This window comes from Lysobacter panacisoli, assembly GCF_009765165.1.
Classification (GTDB): Bacteria; Pseudomonadota; Gammaproteobacteria; order Xanthomonadales; family Xanthomonadaceae; genus Lysobacter_J; species Lysobacter_J panacisoli.
The window spans coordinates 2,003,488-2,025,356 of sequence record NZ_VLNU01000001.1; the positions used below are offsets into that span (position 1 = coordinate 2,003,488).

Here is a 21,869-nt window from a genome sequence, read left to right on the forward strand (position 1 = left end):
CGTGATGAAATGCACGCCGAAGCGGGGGTACCGGTGCGCAAGGCGCGACGGTTGAGACAGACCCTTCGAACCTGATGCGGTTGAGACCGCCGTAGGGAAGCTTCGCCGGGCGCGCCGTGCGTCCGTGCGCCGCTGCTTACGCGGGTTCCCTCCGCCAAAGCCCGCACAGCCATGTGCGGACTCTCACGAAGAGCAGTGGAATCCACACATGAACGCAGTCCCGAGCGAACTCATCCAGAAGGCCGAACAGTTGTCGGCCGACGTCACCCGTCCGATCCCGGGCTCGCACAAGATCCACGTCGAAGGCTCGCGTCCCGACATCCAGGTGCCGATGCGCGAGATCGCGCTGGCGAAGACGCCGACGATGTTCGGCGGCGAGGACAATGCACCGCTCGCGGTCTACGACACCTCCGGCGCGTACACCGATGCGAATGCGGTGATCGATCTCGCACGCGGACTGGCACCGTTGCGCGCGCAGTGGATCGCCGAGCGCGGCGACACCGAGGTGTTGTCGGCGCTGTCGTCGGAGTTCGGCCGCAAGCGCGAGAACGACCCGAAGCTCGACGCCGTGCGCTTCCGCGAGCGGCCGTTGCCGCGCCGTGCGGTGGCCGGCGCCAACGTCACCCAGATGCATTACGCGCGCCGTGGAATCGTCACGCCGGAGATGGAGTACATCGCCATCCGCGAGAACCAGCGGATCGAGGCGATCCGCGAAGCGCACCTGTTGAAGCAGCATGCGGGCGAGAGCTTCGGCGCGAACATCCAGAAGATCATCACGCCGGAATTCGTGCGCGATGAAGTGGCGCGCGGCCGCGCGATCATCCCGAACAACATCAACCATCCGGAAAGCGAGCCGATGATCATCGGCCGCAACTTCCTGACCAAGGTCAACGCGAACATCGGCAATTCCGCGGTGTCGTCGGGCATCGCCGAGGAAGTCGAGAAGCTGGTGTGGTCGATCCGCTGGGGCGCCGACACGGTGATGGACCTGTCGACCGGCAAGCACATCCACGAAACGCGCGAGTGGATCATCCGCAATTCGCCGGTGCCGATCGGCACGGTGCCGATCTACCAGGCGCTGGAGAAGGTCGACGGTCGCGCCGAGGAGCTGAACTGGGAGATCTTCCGCGACACGCTCATCGAACAGGCCGAGCAGGGCGTGGACTACTTCACCATCCACGCCGGCGTGCTGCTGCGTTACGTGCCGCTGACCGCGGGTCGCGTGACCGGCATCGTCTCGCGTGGCGGTTCGATCCTCGCCAAGTGGTGCCTGGCGCACCACAAGGAGAACTTCCTCTACACGCACTTCGAGGAAATCTGCGAAATCATGAAGGCCTACGACGTGGCCTTCTCGCTCGGCGACGGCCTGCGTCCCGGTTCGATCGCCGACGCCAACGACGCCGCGCAGTTCGGCGAGCTGGAGACGCTCGGCGAGCTGACCAAGATCGCGTGGAAGCACGACGTGCAGACCATGATCGAAGGCCCCGGCCACGTGCCGATGCAGCTGATCAAGGAGAACATGGACAAGCAGCTGCGCGAGTGCGGCGAAGCGCCGTTCTACACGCTCGGCCCGCTGACCACGGACATCGCGCCGGGCTACGACCACATCACCAGCGCGATCGGCGCGGCGATGATCGGCTGGTTCGGCACGGCGATGCTCTGCTATGTCACGCCGAAGGAGCACCTTGGCCTGCCCAACAAGCACGACGTGCGCGAAGGGCTGATGGCTTACAAGATCGCCGCGCACGCAGCCGACCTCGCCAAGGGCCATCCCGGTGCGCAGGCGCGCGACAACGCGATGAGCAAGGCGCGCTTCGAGTTCCGCTGGGAAGACCAGTTCAACCTCGGCCTCGATCCGGAGCGCGCACGCGAGTACCACGACGAGACGCTGCCGAAGGACGCGCACAAGGTCGCGCACTTCTGCTCGATGTGCGGGCCGCATTTCTGCTCGATGAAGATCACCCAGGACGTGCGCGATTACGCGAAGGAGCACGGCGTGGACGAACAGGCCGCGCTGGCCGAAGGCATGGCCGAGAAGTCGGCGCAGTTCCGAGAGCAGGGCGCGCAGGTCTACCACAAGGCCTGATCGCCCTTGCGCGACCCGTGGCGGGCCGGCAAGCTCGGCCCGTCACGTCAGGGAGAGGCGGTCATGGTCGATGAAGCACGGGCGGCGGGAGCTGCGTTCGGGTTCGGCAACGCCCTGGCGATGCTGCTGTCATGGTCGGTGAACCGTTCGGTGCTGTGGGCGCTGGTCCACGGATTCCTCTCGTGGGTCTACGTCATTCATTACATGCTCGTCCACGCCGGCAAGCGTCCGGACGCGAAGGCGCCGCGATGAGCGAGAACAGTTTCCGCACATTGCGCTGGCAGGTCGCGGTCCGGCGCCATCCGTCGGCCTTCCTGCTCGCCGCGCAGGTATTGAGCCTGATCATCTATCCGCTGTTCGACCAGATGGCCAGCGGACGCGTGGTGTTCGGCGCGGTCGGCGTGCTGGTGCTGGCGCTGGCGGTTTGGGTGGTCAACCGCAGTCCCGCATCGAGCTGGATCGCCTGGACGCTGGCGGTACCGGCGTTCGTGCTGTCGCTGGCATCGGTGGTGATGGTGAGCGAGACGCTGCTGGTCACGTCGTCCGCGCTGGAGGCCCTGCTGTACTTCTACGCAGCCGGCAGCCTGATCGCCTACATGATGAGCGACCACCGCGTGACCACGGACGAGCTCTACGCCGCAGGTGCGACGTTCACGCTGCTGGCCTGGGGATTCGCGTACGCCTTCCTGGTCTGCCAGGCGTGGTTTCCCGGCAGTTTCACCGGAGCGGTCGAACCCGAACGTCCGCGTGCCTGGCTGGAACTGCTGTTCCTGAGCTTCACCAACCTCTCCGCGGTCGGCCTCGGCGACGTCATTCCGCTGAGTCCGCCGGCGCGCGTGCTGGTGATGCTGGAGCAGTTCGCGGGCGTGGGCTACGTGGCGGTGGTGGTGTCGAGGCTGATCGGGCTGACCATGCTGCGCCACGGGAAGCCTTGAGCCCGCGTAAAAAAATCGCGTCCGGGGGGACGCGAATGCTGGAACAGAACGTTCTGTAGGACGTCGGCGAGAGAGGGCCTGAAGCCACCCCTGGAAGAGAGGGGTTAAGCCCGTGGGACGGTAGAATGTTTCGCCGAGCCCTGCTTTCCCCGTCGCGCCTGTGCCTTTTGCGGGATGTGCCGGAATGTCCGGCGCACCCCGTCTGGCACATGACGGCTGTTCAGCTTGCGGCTCATCATTTCAGGATTCATGCCCAGACCCCTCGACCCCACGATGACCCAGCTGCCGTCCGAGCGACTGCGCGTGGGCGATTGCGTGGTCGATGTGCCGCTGCGCGAGATCCGCGCACCCGGCAAGCGTCGTCCATTGCGCATCACGCCCAAGTCGATGGGCGTGCTGTTGGTGCTGGTCGAACAGGCCGGGCGCGTGGTCAGTCGCGACACGCTGATGACCGAAGTGTGGCCAGACACGTTGCCGACCAACGACGTCGTCACCCAGGCCATCACGCAACTGCGCAAGGCGTTCGACGACGAGCGCGGCAATCCGAGCTACATCGAGACGATCGCCAAGAACGGTTATCGACTGCTCGCGCCGGTGCAGTGGATGCAGGGCGAGCTGCCCGACGGTCAGGCGGACGCCGCCGCTGCGGACGCGCGCTGGGCCGATCCGACGCGCACGACCGCGAAGTATCCCGCCATCGCCGGCGCCGATCCGAGCGAACCGCTGGCGCCGGTACCGTTTCCCGACGCGTCGATGCCGCGCGGCACGTGGACGTCGATCGCGGCGGTCGTGTTCACCGTTGCCCTGCTGGTCGCCGCACTGGTGGCGTGGACGCTCCTGCGCAGCAATGGGAATGGCGCGGGGACGCCCTCGGCGCAGTCGGTCTCCGACGTGCAGGGCCTGCGCAGCCAGCGACCGTATCGCCTGATCACCTCGATGCCCGGCTTCGAACTCGCGCCGACGTTGTCGCCGGATGCGGGCATGGTCGCCTACATGGCGATTCCCGAAGGCGAACGCGGCACTTCGATCCTGGTGCAGACGACCGAACAGACCCAGCCGCGCCTGCTGACGCGGCCGCCGGAAGGTTTCGACGACGCCGCGCCGGCGTGGTCGCCGGACGGACGCTGGATCGCCTTCATGCGCCTGGGCAATGGCAGCTGCAGCATCCGCGTGGTCACGCCCAACGCGCGCGCCGAGCACGAGGTCGGCACCTGCGATCGCCGCACGCCGCCGACCTTCGATTGGACGCCCGACAGCAACGGTCTGATTTTCGGCGGCATGACCGGCGAGAACGGCAGCCTCGGTTTGCGCGTGCTCGAACTCGACAGCGGCACCTGGCGTTCGATCGACTATCCGCATCAGTCCGACGATCTGGACACCGCGCCGCGTTATTCGCCGGACGGACGCTGGATCGTCTTCGTGCGCAATCCGCCGCTGGGCGATTTCTGGCGCATTCCGGCGCAGGGCGGCAACGCCGAGCGCCTGAGCCGCCTGCGCGCCGACCTGCGCGGCTGGGACTGGACGCCGGGCGGACGCGGCCTGCTCTTCAGCGTGCTGGTCGAAGGCGACTACCGCGTGCTCCGACTCGACACCAGCACCGGCGACGTGCATCCGGTGCCGGGGCTGGAGGACGCGCAATCGCCGGTCACCGCACGCAATACGCGGGCGATCTCCTTCGTCCAGCGTCGTCCGTACTTCGGTCTGTACCGGGTCGACCTCTCGCAGGGCGGGCAGGGCAGCGTGCACGTGGTGGAGCCCCTGTTCCCGTCGTCCTCGCGCGACTGGATGCCGGCGATCGCGCCCGACGGCGCGCAACTCGCCTTCGTCTCTGACCGGTCCGGCGCCAGCGGCCTGTGGTGGGCCGATCTGCAGCAGCCAGACAGCCTGCGCATGATGAGCGAGGTGCGCCCGGCCACCCGTTACGCGCCGGCATGGTCCGCCGATTCCCGGCGCCTGCTGGTCGCGGGCACGAACCCGCAGGGTCGTGCCGTGCTCCAGGAAGTCGCGCCCGCAAGCGGGCAGGTGATGACCCTGCCGGTGCCGGATGCCGATCCCCTCCAGGGCCAGTACACCCCCGACCCGAACCGCCTGCTCGTGCTCTCGGCCAATGCCGACGGCCACCCGCAGCTGCGCCTGTACGACCGGAGCGGTACGCCGTGGCGCTCACTGGGACGGATCGACGGCATCTCCCAGTTCCAGGTCGATGCCCCGCGCAACCGCATCCTGTTCACCCGACTGACCGAGAGCGGTCTATGGGAGGCGGCACTCAACCTGTCCGCCGCCAGCGTGCGCCGGATCGACGCCGCCGAGCCGACCGCCGACCGCTATCGTCTGTGGTCCGTCGCGCCGGACGGCGAGATCCGCTACCTCGAACGACGCCAGGATTGCGCCGCCGGACTGCGCCGGATCTCCCCGGCCGAGGTCGGCCCCGGCCGGTGCCTGGACCAGACCCGACGCTCCGCAGCGAACGGTTTCAGCCTCGGTGGGCCGCGCGGTGAGGTGGCCTATCTGGCCCTGGTCGAGTGGGACGGCGCCGATATCGGTTACATGGAGCTTCCGAAAGACACGGCGTCGGAACTTCCGGGTTGGATCAAGTAATTGATCCAAAAAAGAAAAGTTCCATCGGAACTCTTTCGGCAAAGCCTTCGTTGCGAATTCGTATAAGTCTCCGCCAACTTTCCTGATCGGGAAGCCACTCATCTGGCAAATCCATTCGTCATTCTCGGCACATGAGGTTGACCAATGGAGCAAGTGCAATGGGCGGACCGGGGGCAGCTGCTCCAGGTCGAAACGCCGGACGGCTCGGTTCAGGGCGGCTGCGTGGGGGTCTCGCGACTGGGTAGCGTCCAGGTCTCGGGTGGCTTCTCGATCTGGGTCCAGCTGCACGGCAGCTCGTGGGTCGAGGCGAAGGAAGGCAAGTTCCGCCTCCGCAGCGGTGACTGGATCGCCTTCGAGAAGGATTCCAAACCGACGGTCCAGGCAGACCGGTTCGGTGCCTGCATGGGTCTCACGCTGTCCAGCGACGCAATGCGTGAGATGACCCGCTTCTCCGACCGCACGCTCTACGCCGGTCGTGGCCATGTCGGCCGCCACGAAGCCCGCATCGCCCTGCGTCTGTGGCGCGAGGCCGCAGCGCGTCTGGCCGAGTATCCGAATTCCGGTTTTGACACCGCTGCCATGCGCCCGATCCTGCTTCACCTGGCCGGTGTGCAGCGCGAACTCGCCGCGCGCATCCCGCGCTGCCCGGGTCGCTCGCGCAGCCGCAAGCGTCAAGTGTTCGGTCGCCTGCAGCGCGCGCGTCTGTACCTGGAAGGCAATTGCGATCGCGTGGTTCGCATCAGCGAACTTGCCGAGCTCACCAGCTTCTCCAGCTGGTACTTCTCCAAGACATTCCACAGTCTGTACGAAGAGAGCCCGCAGGCCGCATCCGCGCGCATGCGACTGGAGCACGCCGCCGATCTGCTCACGCACACCTCGATGATGATTGGCGAGGTCGCCGCGGCGAGTGGTTTCGACAACTGCTGCAGCTTCGCGCGTGCGTTCCGCGCACGCTTCGGTGTCTCGGCGACGCGCTATCGCAGTGCGGCTGCATCGTCGAAGGCCGATTCGGCAAAGCAGCTCGCCGCGTCGCGCACGATCGAACGTACGGGCACCTGATCGTTCGATAGTCGATGCGTCGACTTCGCGACGCGCATATATAGAAGCGTGAACACTGCGGCCGATGCGTGATGCATCGGCCGCTTTCTTTATGCGCGCTGAATATGTTTCGTGAACGCGATTTTCGTTCGTCGCGAATGCATCACTGCAGTGTTGCGTGCGTGATGCAACTCAATGTGATCGCGTGCGTGGATATGCAGTGCCATGTCCTCGCCGACACGATGCGCAAAGCCTCTCGGCGTCACCTGCAAAGCGATCGCACTCACCGGAACGTAAGTTTGCTGGGCGTTTTTAACACGCTCATAACGTATCTGGAGAGAGATAGATGAACCATCGCAATTTGCGCACCGCGATGCGCGTCGGCATGCTGCCGGCCGGTATCGCGATCGCGCTGGCGCCGGCATTTGCCAGCGCGCAGGAAGCCGCCGCGCCGCAGGCGACTACGCTCGATCGCATCGAAGTCACCGGTTCGCGCATCCGTCAGGCCAGCCTGGAAACCGCTCAGCCGGTCATCAGCCTGAGCCGCGCCGACATCCAGAAGCAGGGCTTCACGAGCGTCGCGGACATCGTCCAGAACATCAGCACCGCGGGTTCGCCGGCGATCAGCCGCGCCGACGCGTTGGCGTCGGGTGAAGAAGTGGGCGGTCAGTACGTCGATCTGCGCAACCTGGGTCCGCAGCGCACGCTCGTCCTGCTCGACGGCAAGCGCATGGGCATCAGCTCGGGCGGCTACTCCGACCTGGCTTCGATCCCGACCTCCGTGGTCGAGCGCATCGAAGTGCTGACCGACGGCGCTTCGGCGATCTACGGCTCCGACGCCATCGCCGGCGTGATCAACATCATCACCCGCAAGAACTTCGACGGCGCTGAAGCCGGTGCCTACATCGGCCAGTACGATCAGGGCGACGGCGAGAAGCAGGTCTACAACTTCCTGCTTGGCAGCACCGGCGACCGTTCCTCGGTCATGCTGGGCGTCGAGTACACGAAGGAAGAGCCGGTCTTCGCGAAGGACCGTGAGTTCACCGCTTCGCCGAACGGCCGCTACCACCCGGTCCCGACGCTCAATGCGAACGGCACCGTCACCGCTCATGGTTGGAGCGCGAGCTCGCAGTGGGGCACGCTGATCGACGCCGACGGCAACCGCTGGACCGTCGACCGTGACGGCGACCCGCGCAACTTCGCCGATTACCACCCGACCGACGGCCTGAACGATTACGCCAATGCCAACCAGCAGATGTTCCTGCAGACCGGTATCGAGCGTCGTTCGATCTTCGCCAACGGCAGCTATGACCTGACCGACAACATCCGCTTCAAGTCGGACGTGCTGTACACCGATCGCGAGGCGCTGCAGCAGATCGCCGGTTACCCGTACCAGTCGGCTGCCTACGAGACGATGCTGTCGGGTGACAGCTACTACAACCCGCTGGGCGAGGATGTCGACTTCATCCGCCGCACGTGGGAAATGCCGCGCCAGACGCGTTCGGAGCTGACCACCTACCGCTTCAGCGGTGGCTTTGAAGGTTCGTTCGACTTCGCCGACCGTCCGTGGGACTGGGACGTGGGCTACGTCTACAACCAGAACAAGGGCGTCAAGACCAGCACCGGCAACCTGTTCATCCCGAACGTCGCCAATGCGGTCGGTCCGTCGTTCCTGGACACCGACGGCGTGGTCAAGTGCGGCACGAACACGCCGAACGGCGTGATCGAAGGCTGCGTGCCGTGGAACCCGCTGGCTCCGCTGGGCAGCAACGCGCCGGGCAACCTGAATGACCAGGCCCTGCTGGCCTACCTGTTCCTGCCGTCGCACGACACGTCGGAAACCACCACCAAGATCTACAGCGCCAACCTGTCGGGCGTGCTGACCGAACTGCCGGCCGGCGACCTGAGCATGGCCGTGGGCGTGGAGCACCGCAAGGAAGAGGCCAGCTACGAGCCTGACGCACTGAACCAGTCGGGCCTGAGCACCGACCTGGCCGGCGCGCCGACCCGCGGTGGCTACTCGCTCGACGAAATCTACCTCGAGTTCAACGTGCCGATCCTCGCCGACGTTCCGTTCGCGAAGGAACTGTCGTTCGATGTCGCCGGTCGCTACTCCGACTACGACACCTTCGGTGACACGATCAACAGCAAGTTCGGCCTGAAGTGGAAGCCGATCGACGACCTGCTGGTCCGCGGCACCTACGCCACGGGCTTCCGCGCGCCGACCGTCGCCGACCTGTACGGCGGCACCGGCCAGACGTTCGACAGCTTCACCGCCCCCTGCGACAGCAGCTTCGGCCTGGCGATCCACAACGCCTCCGTCGCCGCTCGCTGCGCGGCCGATGGCGTGCCGGCGAACTTCCGCCAGCAGGCGTCGGGTGGCGTTGCCGCCACCGGCCCGGGCTCGCAGTCGAACTACGCGTTCGAGTCCGGTTCCAACCCGGAACTGATGCCGGAAACCTCCAAGACCTACACGCTGGGCGTGGTCTACAGCCCGGGTTGGGTGGAAGGTCTGGACATCAGCCTGGACTGGTGGAAGATCCGCATCGACGACGTCATCGCGGCTGAGTCGGTCACCTCGATCCTCAACCAGTGCTACGTGCTGGACATCGCTTCGGCGTGCGATCGCTTCGATCGCGGCACCGCCGGCGCGCGTTCGGTCAACCAGGTCACGGAAGTGACCCGTACGCTGATCAACGGCGGCTACCAGGAAACGGCCGGTTACGACATCGGCGTGGCCTACCGCCTGCCGGAGACCGCGTTCGGCCAGTTCCGCATCGACTGGAAGTCGACCTACGTCGACTACCTCGAGTACAAGCGTGACAGCGAAGCGCAGACCCCGGTCGAGCAGCGCACCGGTTGGGTCACGGGCGATTGGGGCGGCAACTTCCGCATCCGTTCGAACATGAACCTCGACTGGAGCAAGGGCGACTTCGGTGCTTCGTGGACCGCGCGTTACTACTCCGGGATGAAGGAGCCGTGCACGTACAACGAAGAGTGCAACCTGCCTGACTTCGTCTCGTCGTACACCCAGGTCTCGCCGACCCGCTCGGTCGGTTCGAACACCTTCCACGACATGCAGGTCCGCTACAACACGCCGTGGAACGCCACGGTCTCGGTTGGTGCGAACAACGTGTTCGATCACGAAGGTCCGGTGATGTACAGCCAGCCGAACTCGAACTTCGCCTACTACGGCGGCTTCGACATCGGTCGCTTCTACTACCTGAAGTACCAGCAGCGCTTCTGATCGGCTGCAGTAGAAGGCAAGACGACCACGGCCCCGAAAGGGGCCGTGGTTTTTTGTGCTTCGCATTTCGCGCAGATGCGATGGCATCGCCGCGTGCGCGTGCGCCGGACAAAAAGAAAGGCCGCCTCGCGGCGGCCTTTCGTGCGTCGTTCCGGCGTGGTCGCTCAGAACTTCGGCTTGTCTTCTTCCGAAGTCGCGTTGTATCGCTCGATCGCCTCGTTGAGGATCGCCTTGGCCTCGACGGCGCCGCCGAATCCGTCGAGCTTCACCCACTTGCCCTTCTCCAGGTCCTTGTAGTGCTGGAAGAAGTGGCCGATGCGGTCGAGCCAGTGCTGCGAGACCTGCGCGATGTCGCTGACGTGGGCGTAGCCGCCGAAGATCTTCGGCACCGGCACGGCGATCAGCTTCTCGTCGCTGCCGGCCTCGTCGGTCATCTTCAGCACGCCGACCGGCACGCAGCGGATCACCGAACCCGGCACCAGCGGCAGAGGCAGGATCACCAGCACGTCGGCCGGATCGCCGTCGCCGCACAGCGTGTGCGGGACGTAGCCGTAGTTGCACGGGTAGCGCATCGGCGTGGACAGGATGCGGTCGACGAAGATCGCGCCCGAGGCCTTGTCGACCTCGTACTTGACCGGCTCGGCGTCCTTCGGGATTTCGATGATGACGTTGATCTCATCCGGCGGGTTCTTGCCGGTGGGGACGAGGTCCAGACCCATGCGGTGCTCCAACTGCTCGGGGCCGCGCCGTCAGGCGGGCCAGGTTTTCGGGAAAACGGGCGGGCAGTTTACGCGGCCGGCTGCTGCGGCGCAGCACCAGGGGCGGGGAGACCGTGAGGCGCGGTTCACGGGGAGCCGGGCGGGGCGCCCCAAACGAACACGGCGGCCCGGAGGCCGCCGTGAGGGTCGCTTTTCGATGTGCTCAGGGCCTTACAGCAGCGGCACCAGCAGCAGCGCGACGATGTTGATGATCTTGATCAGCGGATTGATCGCCGGGCCGGCGGTGTCCTTGTAGGGATCGCCGACGGTGTCGCCGGTGACCGCCGCCTTGTGCGCGTCGGAACCCTTGCCGCCGAAGTGACCATCCTCGATGTACTTCTTGGCGTTGTCCCACGCGCCGCCGCCCGTGGTCATCGAGATCGCCACGAACAGGCCGGTGACGATGGTGCCGATCAGCAGGCCGCCCAGCGCCTTCGGTCCCAGCAGCAGGCCGACGATGATCGGAACGATCACCGGCAGCAGCGAGGGCACGATCATTTCCTTGATCGCCGATCGCGTGAGCATGTCCACCGCCTTGTCGTACTCGGGCTTGGCGGTGCCTTCCATGATGCCGGCGATCTGGCGGAACTGGCGGCGCACTTCCTCCACCACCGCACCCGCCGCGCGGCCGACGGCTTCCATCGCCATCGCGCCGAACAGGTACGGGATCAGGCCGCCGATCAGCAGGCCGATGATCACGGTGTGGTCGGACAGATCGAAACGCATGGACTCGTAGGTCAGTCCCGCTGCCGCTGCCGCCGCCTTGGCCGCCTTGGCCTTCTCGGTCATGTCCAGGTTATGCGTGTAGTCGGCGAACAGCACCAGCGCCGCCAGCGCGGCCGAACCGATCGCGTAACCCTTGGTCACCGCCTTGGTCGTGTTGCCGACCGCGTCGAGCGGGTCGGTGACGCTGCGCACTTCCGGCGGGAGCTCGCTCATCTCGGCGATGCCGCCCGCGTTGTCGGTGATGGGGCCGTACGCATCGAGCGCGACGATCATGCCCGCCATCGACAGCATCGAGGTGGCTGCGATGGCGATGCCGTACAGATCGCCGAGATAGAACGCGAACCAGATCGCCAGGCACACCGCGATCACCGGCAGCGCGGTCGACTTCATCGACACGCCCAGGCCGGCGATGATGTTGGTGCCGTGGCCCGTGGTCGATGCGGCTGCGACATGGCGAACCGGCTTGAACTGCGTGCCGGTGTAGTACTCGGTGATCCACACGATGGCACCGGTCAGCACCAGGCCGATCAGCGCGCAGCCGTAGAGGTTCATCGCGCCGTGGCTGTTGTCGGCCATCAGTTGCGTGGTGATCGGGTAGAACGCGATCGCGGCGAGCACCGCCGAGACGATCACGCCCTTGTACAGCGCGCCCATGATCGAGCCGCCAGCCTTCACCTTGACGAAGAACGCGCCGACGATCGAGGCGATGATCGACACGCCGCCGAGCACGAGCGGATAGAGCACGGCGTTTTCGCCGACGCCCTTGTCCATCATCAACCCGCCGAGCAGCATCGTCGCGATGATCGTGACGGCATAGGTTTCGAACAGGTCGGCGGCCATGCCGGCGCAGTCGCCCACGTTGTCGCCGACGTTGTCCGCGATCACCGCGGGATTGCGCGGATCGTCCTCGGGAATGCCCGCTTCGACCTTGCCCACCAGGTCGGCGCCGACGTCGGCACCCTTGGTGAAGATGCCGCCGCCCAGGCGCGCGAAGATGGAAATCAGCGATGAGCCGAACGCCAGGCCGACCAGTGCGTGCAGCGCGTCCTCGCCGGTATGGCCGGTTTTCTGCAGCGCCCACCAGTAACCGGCGACGCCGAGCAGGCCCAGGCCGACGACCAGCATGCCGGTGATCGCGCCGCCGCGGAACGCGACGTCCATCGCAGGTCCGATGCCCCTGCGCGCGGCCTCGGCGGTTCGCACGTTGGCGCGCACGGACACGTTCATGCCGATGTAGCCGGCGGCGCCCGAGAGCACTGCGCCGATCAGGAAGCCGATCGCCGTGGGCAGCTTGAGGAACACCGCGATCGGCACGAACAGCACCGCGCCCGCGATGGCGATGGTGATGTACTGGCGATTGAGATAGGCGCGCGCGCCTTCCTGGATCGCGCCGGCGATCTGCTGCATTCGTTCGTTGCCGGCGGGTTGCGCGTTGATCCAGCGCGCTGAGACGATCCCGTACAGGATCGCGATGACGGCGCACACCAGCGCCAAGGTCAAACCGTACTGCTCCAGCATGAACCCCTCCCCTAGAAGTGGATACATCGGAATTTCGAGTTACGTACCTGTAGTTGTAATGCTGCGCGGACCACGCATCGCCGCGACAACGGACGGACTATCGCATAGGGCCCGTCGCGGCGCACGCCGTGAACGCAGCATTCAGGCCTTCCGTGCCAGCCTGCGATGGCTGTCACGGGCCCGTCGCGGGCCGGGAAGAACCACCATGCGATCGATGCCATTGCTGCTTGCCATCCTTGCCCTGCCGGCGCTGGCCGCCACGCCGAAGTCCGAGCCGAAGCCGGAAATCGCGCGCGGCGCGGTGCCGCCGCAGGCGCCGAATGCGGTGCACACACTGCGACAGATTCCCGAGGCCTGTGCACGCATGGAGGGCATGTTCACCGGGCAGGCCGCCGATCCCTACGCATTCACCGTGGTGCGCACCAGTCCGCAATGCCAGCCGCGCGCGCGTTTCGTCGACGCGGCGAAAGTGAAACCATCGACGAGCGGCGGCTGGCTGCTCAACGATGTCATCCGCGTGCCCAACGCGGCGTGTCCCTCGCAGCAGGCGGTCGTGCGTGTGTGGCGCAAGCCGGTCGCGACGACCGCACCGCAGCTCGATGCGCAGGGCAAGGCGCGCATCTACCTGCAGGATTCGAAGCAGCAGGCGCAGTCGGGGCAGATCGCGCCGGTGACGATGTTCGCCGCGCAGATGGCGGTCGAGGGACGTTGCGATTGATGGCGAGCGAAGGGCCGCTTGCGCGGCCCTTCGCCGATGCGCGCGTCAGTCCGCGATCTTGAGCTTCTTCGACAGGAACGTCGCTTCGTCGGACGGCGCCAGGTTCGGGCGGCCCGCGACGAGGCCCATGCCGATCGACGCCTGCACGTAGTAGGTTTCGCCGGGTTCGATTTCCAGCGTCAGCACGTCCTTGGTTTCGCCGTGCATGTTGTACTCGTGCTTGCCCGGCTCGGCGGTGACGACGAAGTAGCGGCCATTGCGCAGCTTGCCCAGCTCGGCCTCGCCCTCGCGAACCTTGAAGCCGACCGCGGCGCCGACGAATTTGGGTTCGCGGAAGAACACGATCTGGCCCTTGTCCTGCGGCGCCGCTGCGATGAGCGCATTGGCGGCGGGCGCTGCGGTGGCCGCGGCCGTGGTTCCGTTCGCTTCCTGCGCCATCGACATTGCGGGCAGCATCAACAACGACAGCACGATCGAACGGGAGAACATCGAGCGCATTTGGATCACTCCTGGGTAGTGGTTTCGGTCGGTTGTGGGGATACGGTCTGCGGGCCGGGCGCGTTGGATTCAGCGTGCGGCGCGGCGGCGAGGGCTTCGATGTCCTGCGCGATCTTCGCGATAGCGCGCGTGCCCGGCGGAATCTCGACTTCACCACCGTGGACGAACAGGCCGAGCGGGGCGACGACGTAGGTCAGTGCGAGTGTGGTGTTGATCTGGTCCTTGCCGCGCGCGCTCAGCTTCATCCCGCGCAGCGGAATCGTGCGGCCCATATGATCGAGGGATCGCGCGGCCAGCAATAGCTCGCCGGGAATGCCGCTGGCGCGGGAGCGTGCAGCATGCACGACCTCGCCGACGCCGGTCGTGCCGGCCGGCACGATCTCGACGCCATCGACCTGGATGGGTGTGGCGAGGCGTAGCGTGAATCGATCCCCGACGCGGTTGCGGTCCGAGCGGATCGCGTCGACTACTTCGACATCGATGACCTGCCCGGCGCAGAGGTATCGGCATGGCGCCGGAAGTGGCGCGGTGGCGGTCGCTTCGACGGCCTCTGGCTTGGTCGTGCCCCCTGCGGTGGCGGTGTCTGCTGCGGGCGTCTGTGCGCATGCGCCGCCGATGGCCGAAGCCACCAGCAGTCCCGTGATTGCTCGAATCATTGCTGCCTCCCCGCAACAAGTGCGATGGAGGCTAGGTCAATCCGTTCAGGTTGCCAAGTCGTAGGCCGGCAGCTTCTTTCTCACCGCCACATTCCTTAGCGCCACGTACTTCGGCAATCCGTCGCGACCATACGGCGGCGGTGCTTCGCCGCGGATCAGCGGTTCCAGGTAGCGGCGCGCGGGCAGGGTGATGCCGTAGCCATCCTTGCGGATGAAGTTCGCCGGCATCTTCTTCTCGTGGTTGGCGATCTTCGACAGCGGGGCGGCTTCGACCTTCCAGCGATACGGCGTGTCGGACGTGCGCACGATCACCGGCATCACCGAGTTCATGCCCTTCAGTGCGAACTCCACGGCCTTGCGTCCCACCGCCTGCGCCTGTTCTAGATCGGTCTTCGATGCGAGGTGCCGCGCCGAGCGCTGCAGGTAATCGGGCAGCGCCCAGTGCACCTTGTAGCCGAGCGCATCCTTCACCCGTCCCGCGAGAAACGAGGCGACGCCGCCGAGCTGGGTGTGCCCGAAGGAGTCCTTGCCGCCACCCGCGTCGGCGACGAAACGTCCGTCCTCGGTCTGGATGCCTTCGCTGGCCACGACGACGCAGTAGCCGACGCGCTCGACGGTGGCCTTCACCTTGGCGAAGAAGTCGGCTTCATCGTACGGACGTTCGGGGAAGAGGATGAGGTGCGGCGCGGCGTCCTCGCCTTCGCCGGCCAGGCCCGCGGATGCGGCGATCCAGCCCGCGTGGCGGCCCATTGCCTCGTACACGAAGACCTTGGTCGAAGTGTCGGCCATCGCCGCCACGTCCAGCGCGCACTCGCGCACCGACACGGCGGTGTACTTGGCGACCGAGCCGAAGCCCGGGCAGCAGTCGGTGACGGCCAGATCGTTATCCACCGTCTTGGGCACGCCGACGCAGGTCAGCGGGTAGCCGAACTCGGCCGCCAGCTGCGAGACCTTGAGCGCGGTGTCGGCCGAGTCGTTGCCGCCGTTGTAGAGGAACCAGCGCACATCGTGGGCGCGCAGGACGTCCAGGAGACGCTCGTAGCGGGCGCGGTCCTGTTCGAGCGACTTCAGCTTGACCCGGCACGAACCGAATGCGCCGCCGGGCGTGTGGGCGAGGGCGCGGATGGCGGCGGCCGACTCCTTCGAGGTATCGATCAGCTCCTCCCGCAGGGCGCCCAGGATTCCGTTGCGGGCCGCCAGGACCCGGACCTTGCGCGCCCGTGCGGTCGCGATCACGGCGGAGGCGGTAGCGTTGATGACGGCGGTGACACCGCCCGACTGCGCGTAAAGCAGGGTTCCGGAGGCCATGTCCATTCCAGGATTGAGGGCTGGATGCGGTAAAGTGGCCGCAATATTTGCCCGGCGGGGCAGCGGCGCTTGGAGTGTAGCGCCGCCTCGCGGGCGGGCGGCGACGGTCCCGTGACCGGTTCGCGGCCGGCGACGAATTTTCACGTTCTAGGAGTGATGTTGATGCGATTGGTACTTCTGGGCGCGCCCGGCTCCGGCAAGGGCACGCAGGCCGCGCGCCTCAAGGAGCATCTCCAGGTCCCGCACATTTCCACCGGCGACCTGCTGCGCGCCGAAGTGGCCGCGGGCAGCAAGCTGGGCCTGGAAGCCAAGGAGATCATGGCCTCGGGCAACCTCGTCAGCGACGAGATCCTGCTGGGCATGCTGGAAGACCGCCTGTCGCGCGACGACACCCGCGGCGGCTTCATCCTCGACGGCTACCCGCGCAACCTGGCGCAGGCCGACGCACTGGACAAGCTGCTGGGCCGCATCGGCCAGCCGATGGACTACGCCGTGCAGCTGGAAGTGCCGACCGAGATGCTGGTCGAACGCATCGCCGGCCGCGCCAAGGCCGAAGGTCGCGCCGACGACAGCCCGGAATCCGTCCGCACCCGCCTGACGATCTACAACGACCAGACCGCGCCGGTGATCGAGTTCTACCGCCAGCACGGCCAGCTGACCGTGGTGAATGGCGTGGGCTCGCTGGACGATGTGTTCAACCGCATCATCGAAGCGCTGTCGCCGGCGAAAGAAGTGGGCTGATTTGATTCCCTCTCCCCTTGCGGGAGAGGGAAAGGCCGCCAACGGCGGCCAGGGAGAGGGGTTGGGCTGGCGTTCCGGTACTCCGCTGCCCCTCCCCTTGCCCTCTCCCGCAAGCGGGAGAGGGGGAGTGATGGCCGTGCGGTGCCCGCTTCGTTGACGTGACCGCGAACGTTTAGGAATCCGCAATTTTGAAGATTCACATTCTTGGCATCGCCGGAACCTTCATGGGCGGCGTCGCCGCGCTCGCGCGCGAACTCGGGCATGAGGTCGAAGGCAGCGACCAGGCGGTCTATCCGCCGATGTCCACGCAGCTGGAACAGCTCGGCATCGCGCTGAAGCAGGGCTACACGGCCGAACACATCTCGCCCGACTGCGACCAGATCGTGGTGGGCAACGCGCTCTCGCGCGGCAATGCGGCGGTGGAACAGGTGCTCGACGATGCGCGCCGCTATACCTCCGGCGCGCAATGGCTGAGCGAGAACCTGCTGCCGGGCCGCGACACGCTGGCCGTCGCGGGCACGCACGGCAAGACGACGACGACCACGATCCTGACCTTCCTGTTGCAGGCCGCCGGGCGTGAGCCGGGGTTCCTGATCGGTGGCGTCGCCGAGGATTTCGGCGTGTCCGCGCGCATCGGCACGGGCCGCGAGTTCGTGGTCGAGGCGGACGAGTACGACACCGCGTTCTTCGACAAGCGCAGCAAGTTCGTCCACTACCGTCCGCTGATCGCGATCCTCAACAACCTCGAGTACGACCACGCCGACATCTTCCCGGACGTGGCCGCGATCCAGCGCCAGTTCCACCATCTCGTGCGCACGGTTCCGCGCCGCGGCCGGTTGATCGTCAACGGCGAAGACCAGCACCTCGCCGAAGTGCTGGCGATGGGTTGCTGGACGCCGGTGGAAACCTTCGGCCTCGACGCCAGCCTGCTGCCGCAGGCCGCGCGGGGCGAAAGCCACGGCGATCGCGCCGATGATCGCTCCGCCGCGCGCGCCGCGTTCGACTGGACCGCGCGCCTGATCGTGGAGGACGGCAGCGCCTTCGCGGTCGTGCATCGCGGCGTCGAAGTCGGCGAAGTGCATTGGCCGCTGCTCGGCCGCCACAACGTGATGAACGCGCTCGCCGCGCTCGCCGCCGTGCATGCGGTCGGCGTCGATGTCGCTTCGGTGCTGCCCGCGCTCGCGCAGTTCCGTAGCGTGAAGCGCAGACTGGAAGTGATCGGCGAAGCCCAGGGCGTTACCATCTACGACGACTTCGCCCACCATCCGACCGCCATCGCCACCACGCTCGCGGGACTGCGCGCGAAAGTCGGCGATGCGCGCATCGTCGTGGCGATGGAGCCGCGCAGCAATTCGATGCGGCTGGGCGCGCATGCGCAGGCGCTGGCGCCTTCGCTGGACATCGCCGATACGGTGGTGTTCCTGCATCGGCCAGAGCTGGCGTGGGATGCGACCAAGGTCGTCTCGGCGCTGCGAGGCGAAGGTGTCGCGGTGCCGGACGCCGACGCGCTGATCGCCGCGCTGCGTGAACGCGTGCGCGATGGCGACCACGTCGTGTTCATGTCCAACGGCGGTTTCGACGGCGCGCCGCGCCGCTTCCTGGCCGCTTTGCGCGAGCACGGCTGACCTCGGATCGTCCTTCGCGGCGCGCGCACCGGATCGGACTAAACTGCCCGCGATGCCCGCCGAAGACGCCGAACTGCAACCGCTAGGATTGTTCCCGCTGCATACCGTGCTGCTGCCCGGCGCGTCGCTCGGCCTGCGCGTATTCGAGCCGCGCTACCTCGACCTGATCAGCGAATGCGGACGCAAGGGCAGGGGGTTCGGCGTGTGCCTGATCATCGAGGGCGAGGAAACCGGCGCGCCGGCCAGCGCGGCGGCGTACGGCACCGAAGCGGTGATCGAGGATTTCGGTCGCGGCGAAGACGGACTGCTGACGCTGCAGGTGCGCGGCACGCGGCGTTTCCACGCCGAACGCGTGCGCGTGCGCGACAACGGCCTGCAGGTCGCCGACGTGAGCTGGTGCGATCCCGATCCGGACGATCCGCTCCGACCCGAACACGGCCTGCTGGGCAAGCTGCTCGAACAGATCGTCGAACAGGTCGGTGGCGAACATGCGCGCGCGCCGCACTCGCGCTTCGACGATGCGGCATGGGTCGGCTGGCGACTGGCGGAACTGCTGCCGCTGGAAGACGCGCAACGACAGGTGCTGCTGCAGACCCACGATCCGCACGCGCGCCTGGACCGCCTACTCGCGCTGTTGCCCTGAAGGGCGACTACCTCGTCAACGTGACGCCGGACCGGTGCGCACGCGCAGTACCGGTGATTGGCCGTGCGGATGCCGTTCCTGTTGCGACGGCAGGTCCGACAGCGCCTCGCGCACACGCGCATGCGCGGTGCCGTCGTCGCTGACCGGCAGCCATAACGCGACCGCATCGAGCGGCTTGTTCAGGCGCAGCGTCTGGGTGGTGCCCAGCCACAGCGGCGTGCCGTCGTCGAGCAGCACCGGTGCGCGCCACAGCCGCAACGCGTACTGCTCGCCGGGCTTCGCGCCCTTGTGCAGCATCAGCAGCGATTCGGACTGCGCGTCGAGCGTCGCCGGCAACACCGGTTGCAGTTCCGCATCGAGATCGTCGTCGAGCAGGCCCACGGTCGCGACCCAGTCCGCTTGCGGCTGCACGCGCCAGCCCTTCGCTTCGAGCCGTTCGCGCAGTGGATCGATCGGGCCGGCGACCTGCAGGTCCAGCGGCCAGCGGCGACGTTCGTCGCGTTCGTTGCGCTGCGCGGGGAGTTCCGCCCAGCCGCGCTGCCACCATTCCTCGTGGTCCATCACGCTGGTAGGCGTGGCCGCGGCGAAGCGTGCCAGCAGCGTGTCGGCGGTGCGCGGTGCATGCCACAGCGCGGCCACTGCGAAGGTGGTGTAGAACAGCCACGCCAGCGGTCGCATCCAGAACGAACGCTGCACGTGGCGACGGTAAGCGATGCCCAGCGCGAGCAGCCACAGCACGCCGAACAGCGTGCCGCCGACGAGATCGCTGGGCCAGTGCGCGCCGAGGTACAGCCGCGCGAATCCGACGACCGTGGTGACCACGCCCGCGAGCAGGTACGGCCACACGCGCGTGCGTCCCGGCAGTTCGCGCGCGATCAGCACCGCGAAGAAGCCGAACACGATGGTGCACATCGTCACGGCGACCGACGGGAATCCGAAGCCGGCCGGCGCGGTCGGCGGTCGCGGCATGTCGATGGCCGCTTCCAGCAACGAGGTGAACACCAGGCCGAACACGATCGCCGCCAGCCAGTGCGCCGCCGCCATCCAGCGCTTGCGCCAGATCAGGTAGGCGAGTGCGACCAGCGCGGCCGGTCCCAGCACGGAGGCATCGCCGACGCACGCCAGCGCCGCCATCATCCGGTCGGCGAGCGGATTGCGCAGGCTCCACATGAACTCGTGGATGGTGTGGTCCAGCGCCAGCGGACCGCCGCTGGCGAGCAGCGAGGCGAGCAGGGTGAACCAGGCCCAGCTGATCGCCAGCAGGCACACCGCCAGCATCAGCAGCGACGGCGATTCGGGGCGGTTCGGATCGATCAGCGCGGCGGCGTAGCGGCCCAATCGCGGATGGTGGCGCGTCCAGTGCAGGGCGCGCGCTAGCAGGTTGTCGGCGTGCGCGGCGAACCATCGCCACGTGTAGAGCACCACCGCCCATACCAGCGCGATCGCCACCACCAGCGCGCCGAGCACCAGGGCCAGCCGGTCCGCGACTGCCGCGACCGCGTCGTACGACTTGCCCAGGACCCAGCCGGGCGCGAGGAACAGCAGCGACCACACGATGCACGCGCCCAGGCTCGGCAACGCGTAGCGGCGCAACGGCATGTGCAGCATGCCGGCGATGGCGGGCACGAACGGCCGCACCGCGCCGACGAAACGCGCGATCACGATGCTCTTGGTGCCGTGGCGGCGGAACATCGCCTCGCCGCGGTCCAGCCATTGCGGATAGCGCGAGAATGGCCAGCGGGAGCGCAATTGCGGTCCCCAGCGATGTCCGACCCAGTAGCTCAGGGCATCGCCGACGAATGCGCCGAGGGTGGCGCAGGCCAGCGCATAGGGACCGCTGATGTGGCCCAGCCCGACCAGCGCGCCGACCGCGAACAGCAGCGGCAGCGCCGGCACCACGATGCCCAGGATCACCAGCGCATCGCAGAAGGCAATGAGGAAGATGACGGCGCCGGCGGCGGTGGGGTTTTCCGCGATCCATGCGGTCGCGCTTTCGATCCAGGCCGGTTCCATCGTCCGATTATAGGCAGGCACTCCATGACGGCGCGATGGCCCGGGTCGGGGGCTTGCGCCATTCCGTACACTGGTGCGATGCCCGTCTCCACCTCCGCCAGCGAAGTCCAGGCACTGAAGGCCGACAGCTTCGGCCGCATCGCGCTGATGCGCGACGAGCGCGGGTTGTTCGTGCGCCGCGACCTGCGCCACGTGCCGTGGTGGCTGCGCCTGCCGGCATGGTTCCTGGCGCGGCGCGAGGCGCTGGCGCTGGCGCGCGTGGGCGGGCTGGAGGCGACGCCGCAGTTGCTGGGCTGGGACGGACGTCGCCTCGACCGGAGCTATCTCGACGGCGCTGCGATGTACCAGCGGCCGCCGCATCGGGACCTGCTGTATTTCCGCCGGGCGCGTCGCCTGCTGCAGCAACTGCACCGTCGCGGCCTCGCCCACAACGACCTCGCCAAGGAAGCCAACTGGCTGGTACTCGCCGATGGGCGTCCGGGCATCATCGATTTCCAGCTCGCCACGCGCGGGAACCCGCGCTCGCGCTGGATGCGGCTGCTGGCGCGTGAAGACCTGCGCCATCTGCTCAAGCACAAACGCACCTATTGCCCCGGATCGATCACGCCGGTGGAACGCCGCGTCCTCAAGCGCCATTCGTGGCTGCGCGAGGCCTGGTTCGCCACCGGCAAGCCGGTCTACCGGTTCGTAACGCGCCGGCTGCTGCAATGGGAAGACAACGAAGGCCAGGGGCCCAAACCGTAATGGGGCGCGCCCTCGGG

At 67.1% G+C, this 21,869-nt stretch carries 17 protein-coding genes and 1 riboswitch; of the genes, 11 read left to right on the forward strand and 6 right to left on the reverse strand.

Going from position 1 to position 21,869, the window contains the following annotated elements; translation table 11 throughout:
• Positions 1-13 precede the first annotated feature (13 nt).
• Positions 14-116, forward strand: a riboswitch (TPP riboswitch).
• 92 nt (positions 117-208) lie between these two features.
• From thiC to FOF45_RS09480, 6 genes are all read left to right on the forward strand, one after another.
• A complete protein-coding gene (gene thiC, locus FOF45_RS09455; RefSeq protein WP_158984245.1) occupies positions 209-2,086 on the forward strand; it encodes a phosphomethylpyrimidine synthase ThiC in 1,878 nt (625 codons plus the stop codon).
• Between the two features lie 63 nt (positions 2,087-2,149).
• Positions 2,150-2,338, forward strand: a complete 189-nt coding sequence (locus FOF45_RS09460) for a hypothetical protein (RefSeq protein WP_158984247.1) — start codon at positions 2,150-2,152, stop codon at positions 2,336-2,338.
• On the forward strand, positions 2,335-3,021 hold the full coding sequence (locus FOF45_RS09465) for an ion channel (protein ID WP_158984249.1): 687 nt from the start codon (positions 2,335-2,337) through the stop codon (positions 3,019-3,021). Before FOF45_RS09460 ends, FOF45_RS09465 begins: the two co-directional genes overlap by 4 nt.
• 249 nt (positions 3,022-3,270) lie before the next feature.
• The gene (locus FOF45_RS09470) at positions 3,271-5,619 is read left to right on the forward strand and encodes a winged helix-turn-helix domain-containing protein (protein ID WP_158984250.1); all 2,349 of its coding nucleotides are present in this window, start codon (positions 3,271-3,273) and stop codon (positions 5,617-5,619) included.
• A gap of 144 nt (positions 5,620-5,763) precedes the next feature.
• Positions 5,764-6,678 (forward strand): helix-turn-helix domain-containing protein, encoded by a 915-nt coding sequence (locus FOF45_RS09475; RefSeq protein ID WP_158984252.1) that lies wholly within the window; start codon positions 5,764-5,766, stop codon positions 6,676-6,678.
• Positions 6,679-7,003: 325 nt separating this feature from the next.
• On the forward strand, positions 7,004-9,904 hold the full coding sequence (locus FOF45_RS09480) for a TonB-dependent receptor plug domain-containing protein (protein WP_425481910.1): 2,901 nt from the start codon (positions 7,004-7,006) through the stop codon (positions 9,902-9,904).
• A 164-nt stretch (positions 9,905-10,068) separates the two neighbouring features.
• On the opposite strand, the gene ppa is transcribed toward FOF45_RS09480, so the two are convergent.
• On the reverse strand, positions 10,069-10,623 hold the full coding sequence (ppa, locus tag FOF45_RS09485) for an inorganic diphosphatase (RefSeq protein ID WP_158984254.1): 555 nt from the start codon (positions 10,621-10,623) through the stop codon (positions 10,069-10,071).
• A gap of 210 nt (positions 10,624-10,833) precedes the next feature.
• A complete protein-coding gene (locus tag FOF45_RS09490; RefSeq protein WP_158984256.1) occupies positions 10,834-12,906 on the reverse strand; it encodes a sodium-translocating pyrophosphatase in 2,073 nt (690 codons plus the stop codon).
• A 205-nt stretch (positions 12,907-13,111) separates the two neighbouring features.
• Here FOF45_RS09490 and FOF45_RS09495 point away from each other — a divergent pair, with 205 nt between their 5' ends.
• Complete coding sequence (locus tag FOF45_RS09495; RefSeq protein ID WP_158984258.1) at positions 13,112-13,624, forward strand: hypothetical protein; 513 nt, start codon at positions 13,112-13,114, stop codon at positions 13,622-13,624.
• 45 nt (positions 13,625-13,669) lie between these two features.
• Here FOF45_RS09495 and FOF45_RS09500 read toward each other — a convergent pair whose 3' ends face one another.
• The 3 genes from FOF45_RS09500 to FOF45_RS09510 all read right to left on the reverse strand — a co-directional run bounded on the left by FOF45_RS09500 (position 13,670) and on the right by FOF45_RS09510 (position 16,086).
• Positions 13,670-14,122 (reverse strand): DUF2846 domain-containing protein, encoded by a 453-nt coding sequence (locus tag FOF45_RS09500; RefSeq protein WP_158984260.1) that lies wholly within the window; start codon positions 14,120-14,122, stop codon positions 13,670-13,672.
• 5 nt (positions 14,123-14,127) lie between these two features.
• Positions 14,128-14,751, reverse strand: a complete 624-nt coding sequence (locus FOF45_RS09505) for a hypothetical protein (protein WP_158984262.1) — start codon at positions 14,749-14,751, stop codon at positions 14,128-14,130.
• Positions 14,752-14,823: 72 nt separating this feature from the next.
• A complete protein-coding gene (locus FOF45_RS09510) occupies positions 14,824-16,086 on the reverse strand; it encodes a 6-phosphofructokinase (RefSeq protein WP_158984264.1) in 1,263 nt (420 codons plus the stop codon).
• A gap of 162 nt (positions 16,087-16,248) precedes the next feature.
• On the opposite strand from FOF45_RS09510, the gene FOF45_RS09515 reads away from it, so the two are divergent.
• The 3 genes from FOF45_RS09515 (at position 16,249) to FOF45_RS09525 (ending at position 19,095) form a co-directional block, all read left to right on the forward strand.
• The gene (locus FOF45_RS09515) at positions 16,249-16,827 is read left to right on the forward strand and encodes an adenylate kinase (protein WP_158984266.1); all 579 of its coding nucleotides are present in this window, start codon (positions 16,249-16,251) and stop codon (positions 16,825-16,827) included.
• 224 nt (positions 16,828-17,051) lie between these two features.
• Positions 17,052-18,452, forward strand: a complete 1,401-nt coding sequence (locus FOF45_RS09520; protein ID WP_233264215.1) for a Mur ligase family protein — start codon at positions 17,052-17,054, stop codon at positions 18,450-18,452.
• Between the two features lie 52 nt (positions 18,453-18,504).
• Positions 18,505-19,095 carry an LON peptidase substrate-binding domain-containing protein gene (locus tag FOF45_RS09525; protein ID WP_158984268.1) on the forward strand — a complete coding sequence of 197 codons (591 nt, stop codon included), beginning with the start codon at positions 18,505-18,507 and terminating at the stop codon, positions 19,093-19,095.
• A 15-nt stretch (positions 19,096-19,110) separates the two neighbouring features.
• Here FOF45_RS09525 and FOF45_RS09530 read toward each other — a convergent pair whose 3' ends face one another.
• Entirely contained in the window at positions 19,111-21,108 is a 1,998-nt protein-coding gene (locus FOF45_RS09530) for a bifunctional DedA family/phosphatase PAP2 family protein (protein ID WP_158984270.1), read from the reverse strand.
• Between the two features lie 78 nt (positions 21,109-21,186).
• On the opposite strand from FOF45_RS09530, the gene FOF45_RS09535 reads away from it, so the two are divergent.
• Positions 21,187-21,852 carry a protein kinase family protein gene (locus FOF45_RS09535; RefSeq protein ID WP_158984272.1) on the forward strand — a complete coding sequence of 222 codons (666 nt, stop codon included), beginning with the start codon at positions 21,187-21,189 and terminating at the stop codon, positions 21,850-21,852.
• Positions 21,853-21,869: the final 17 nt, after the last annotated feature.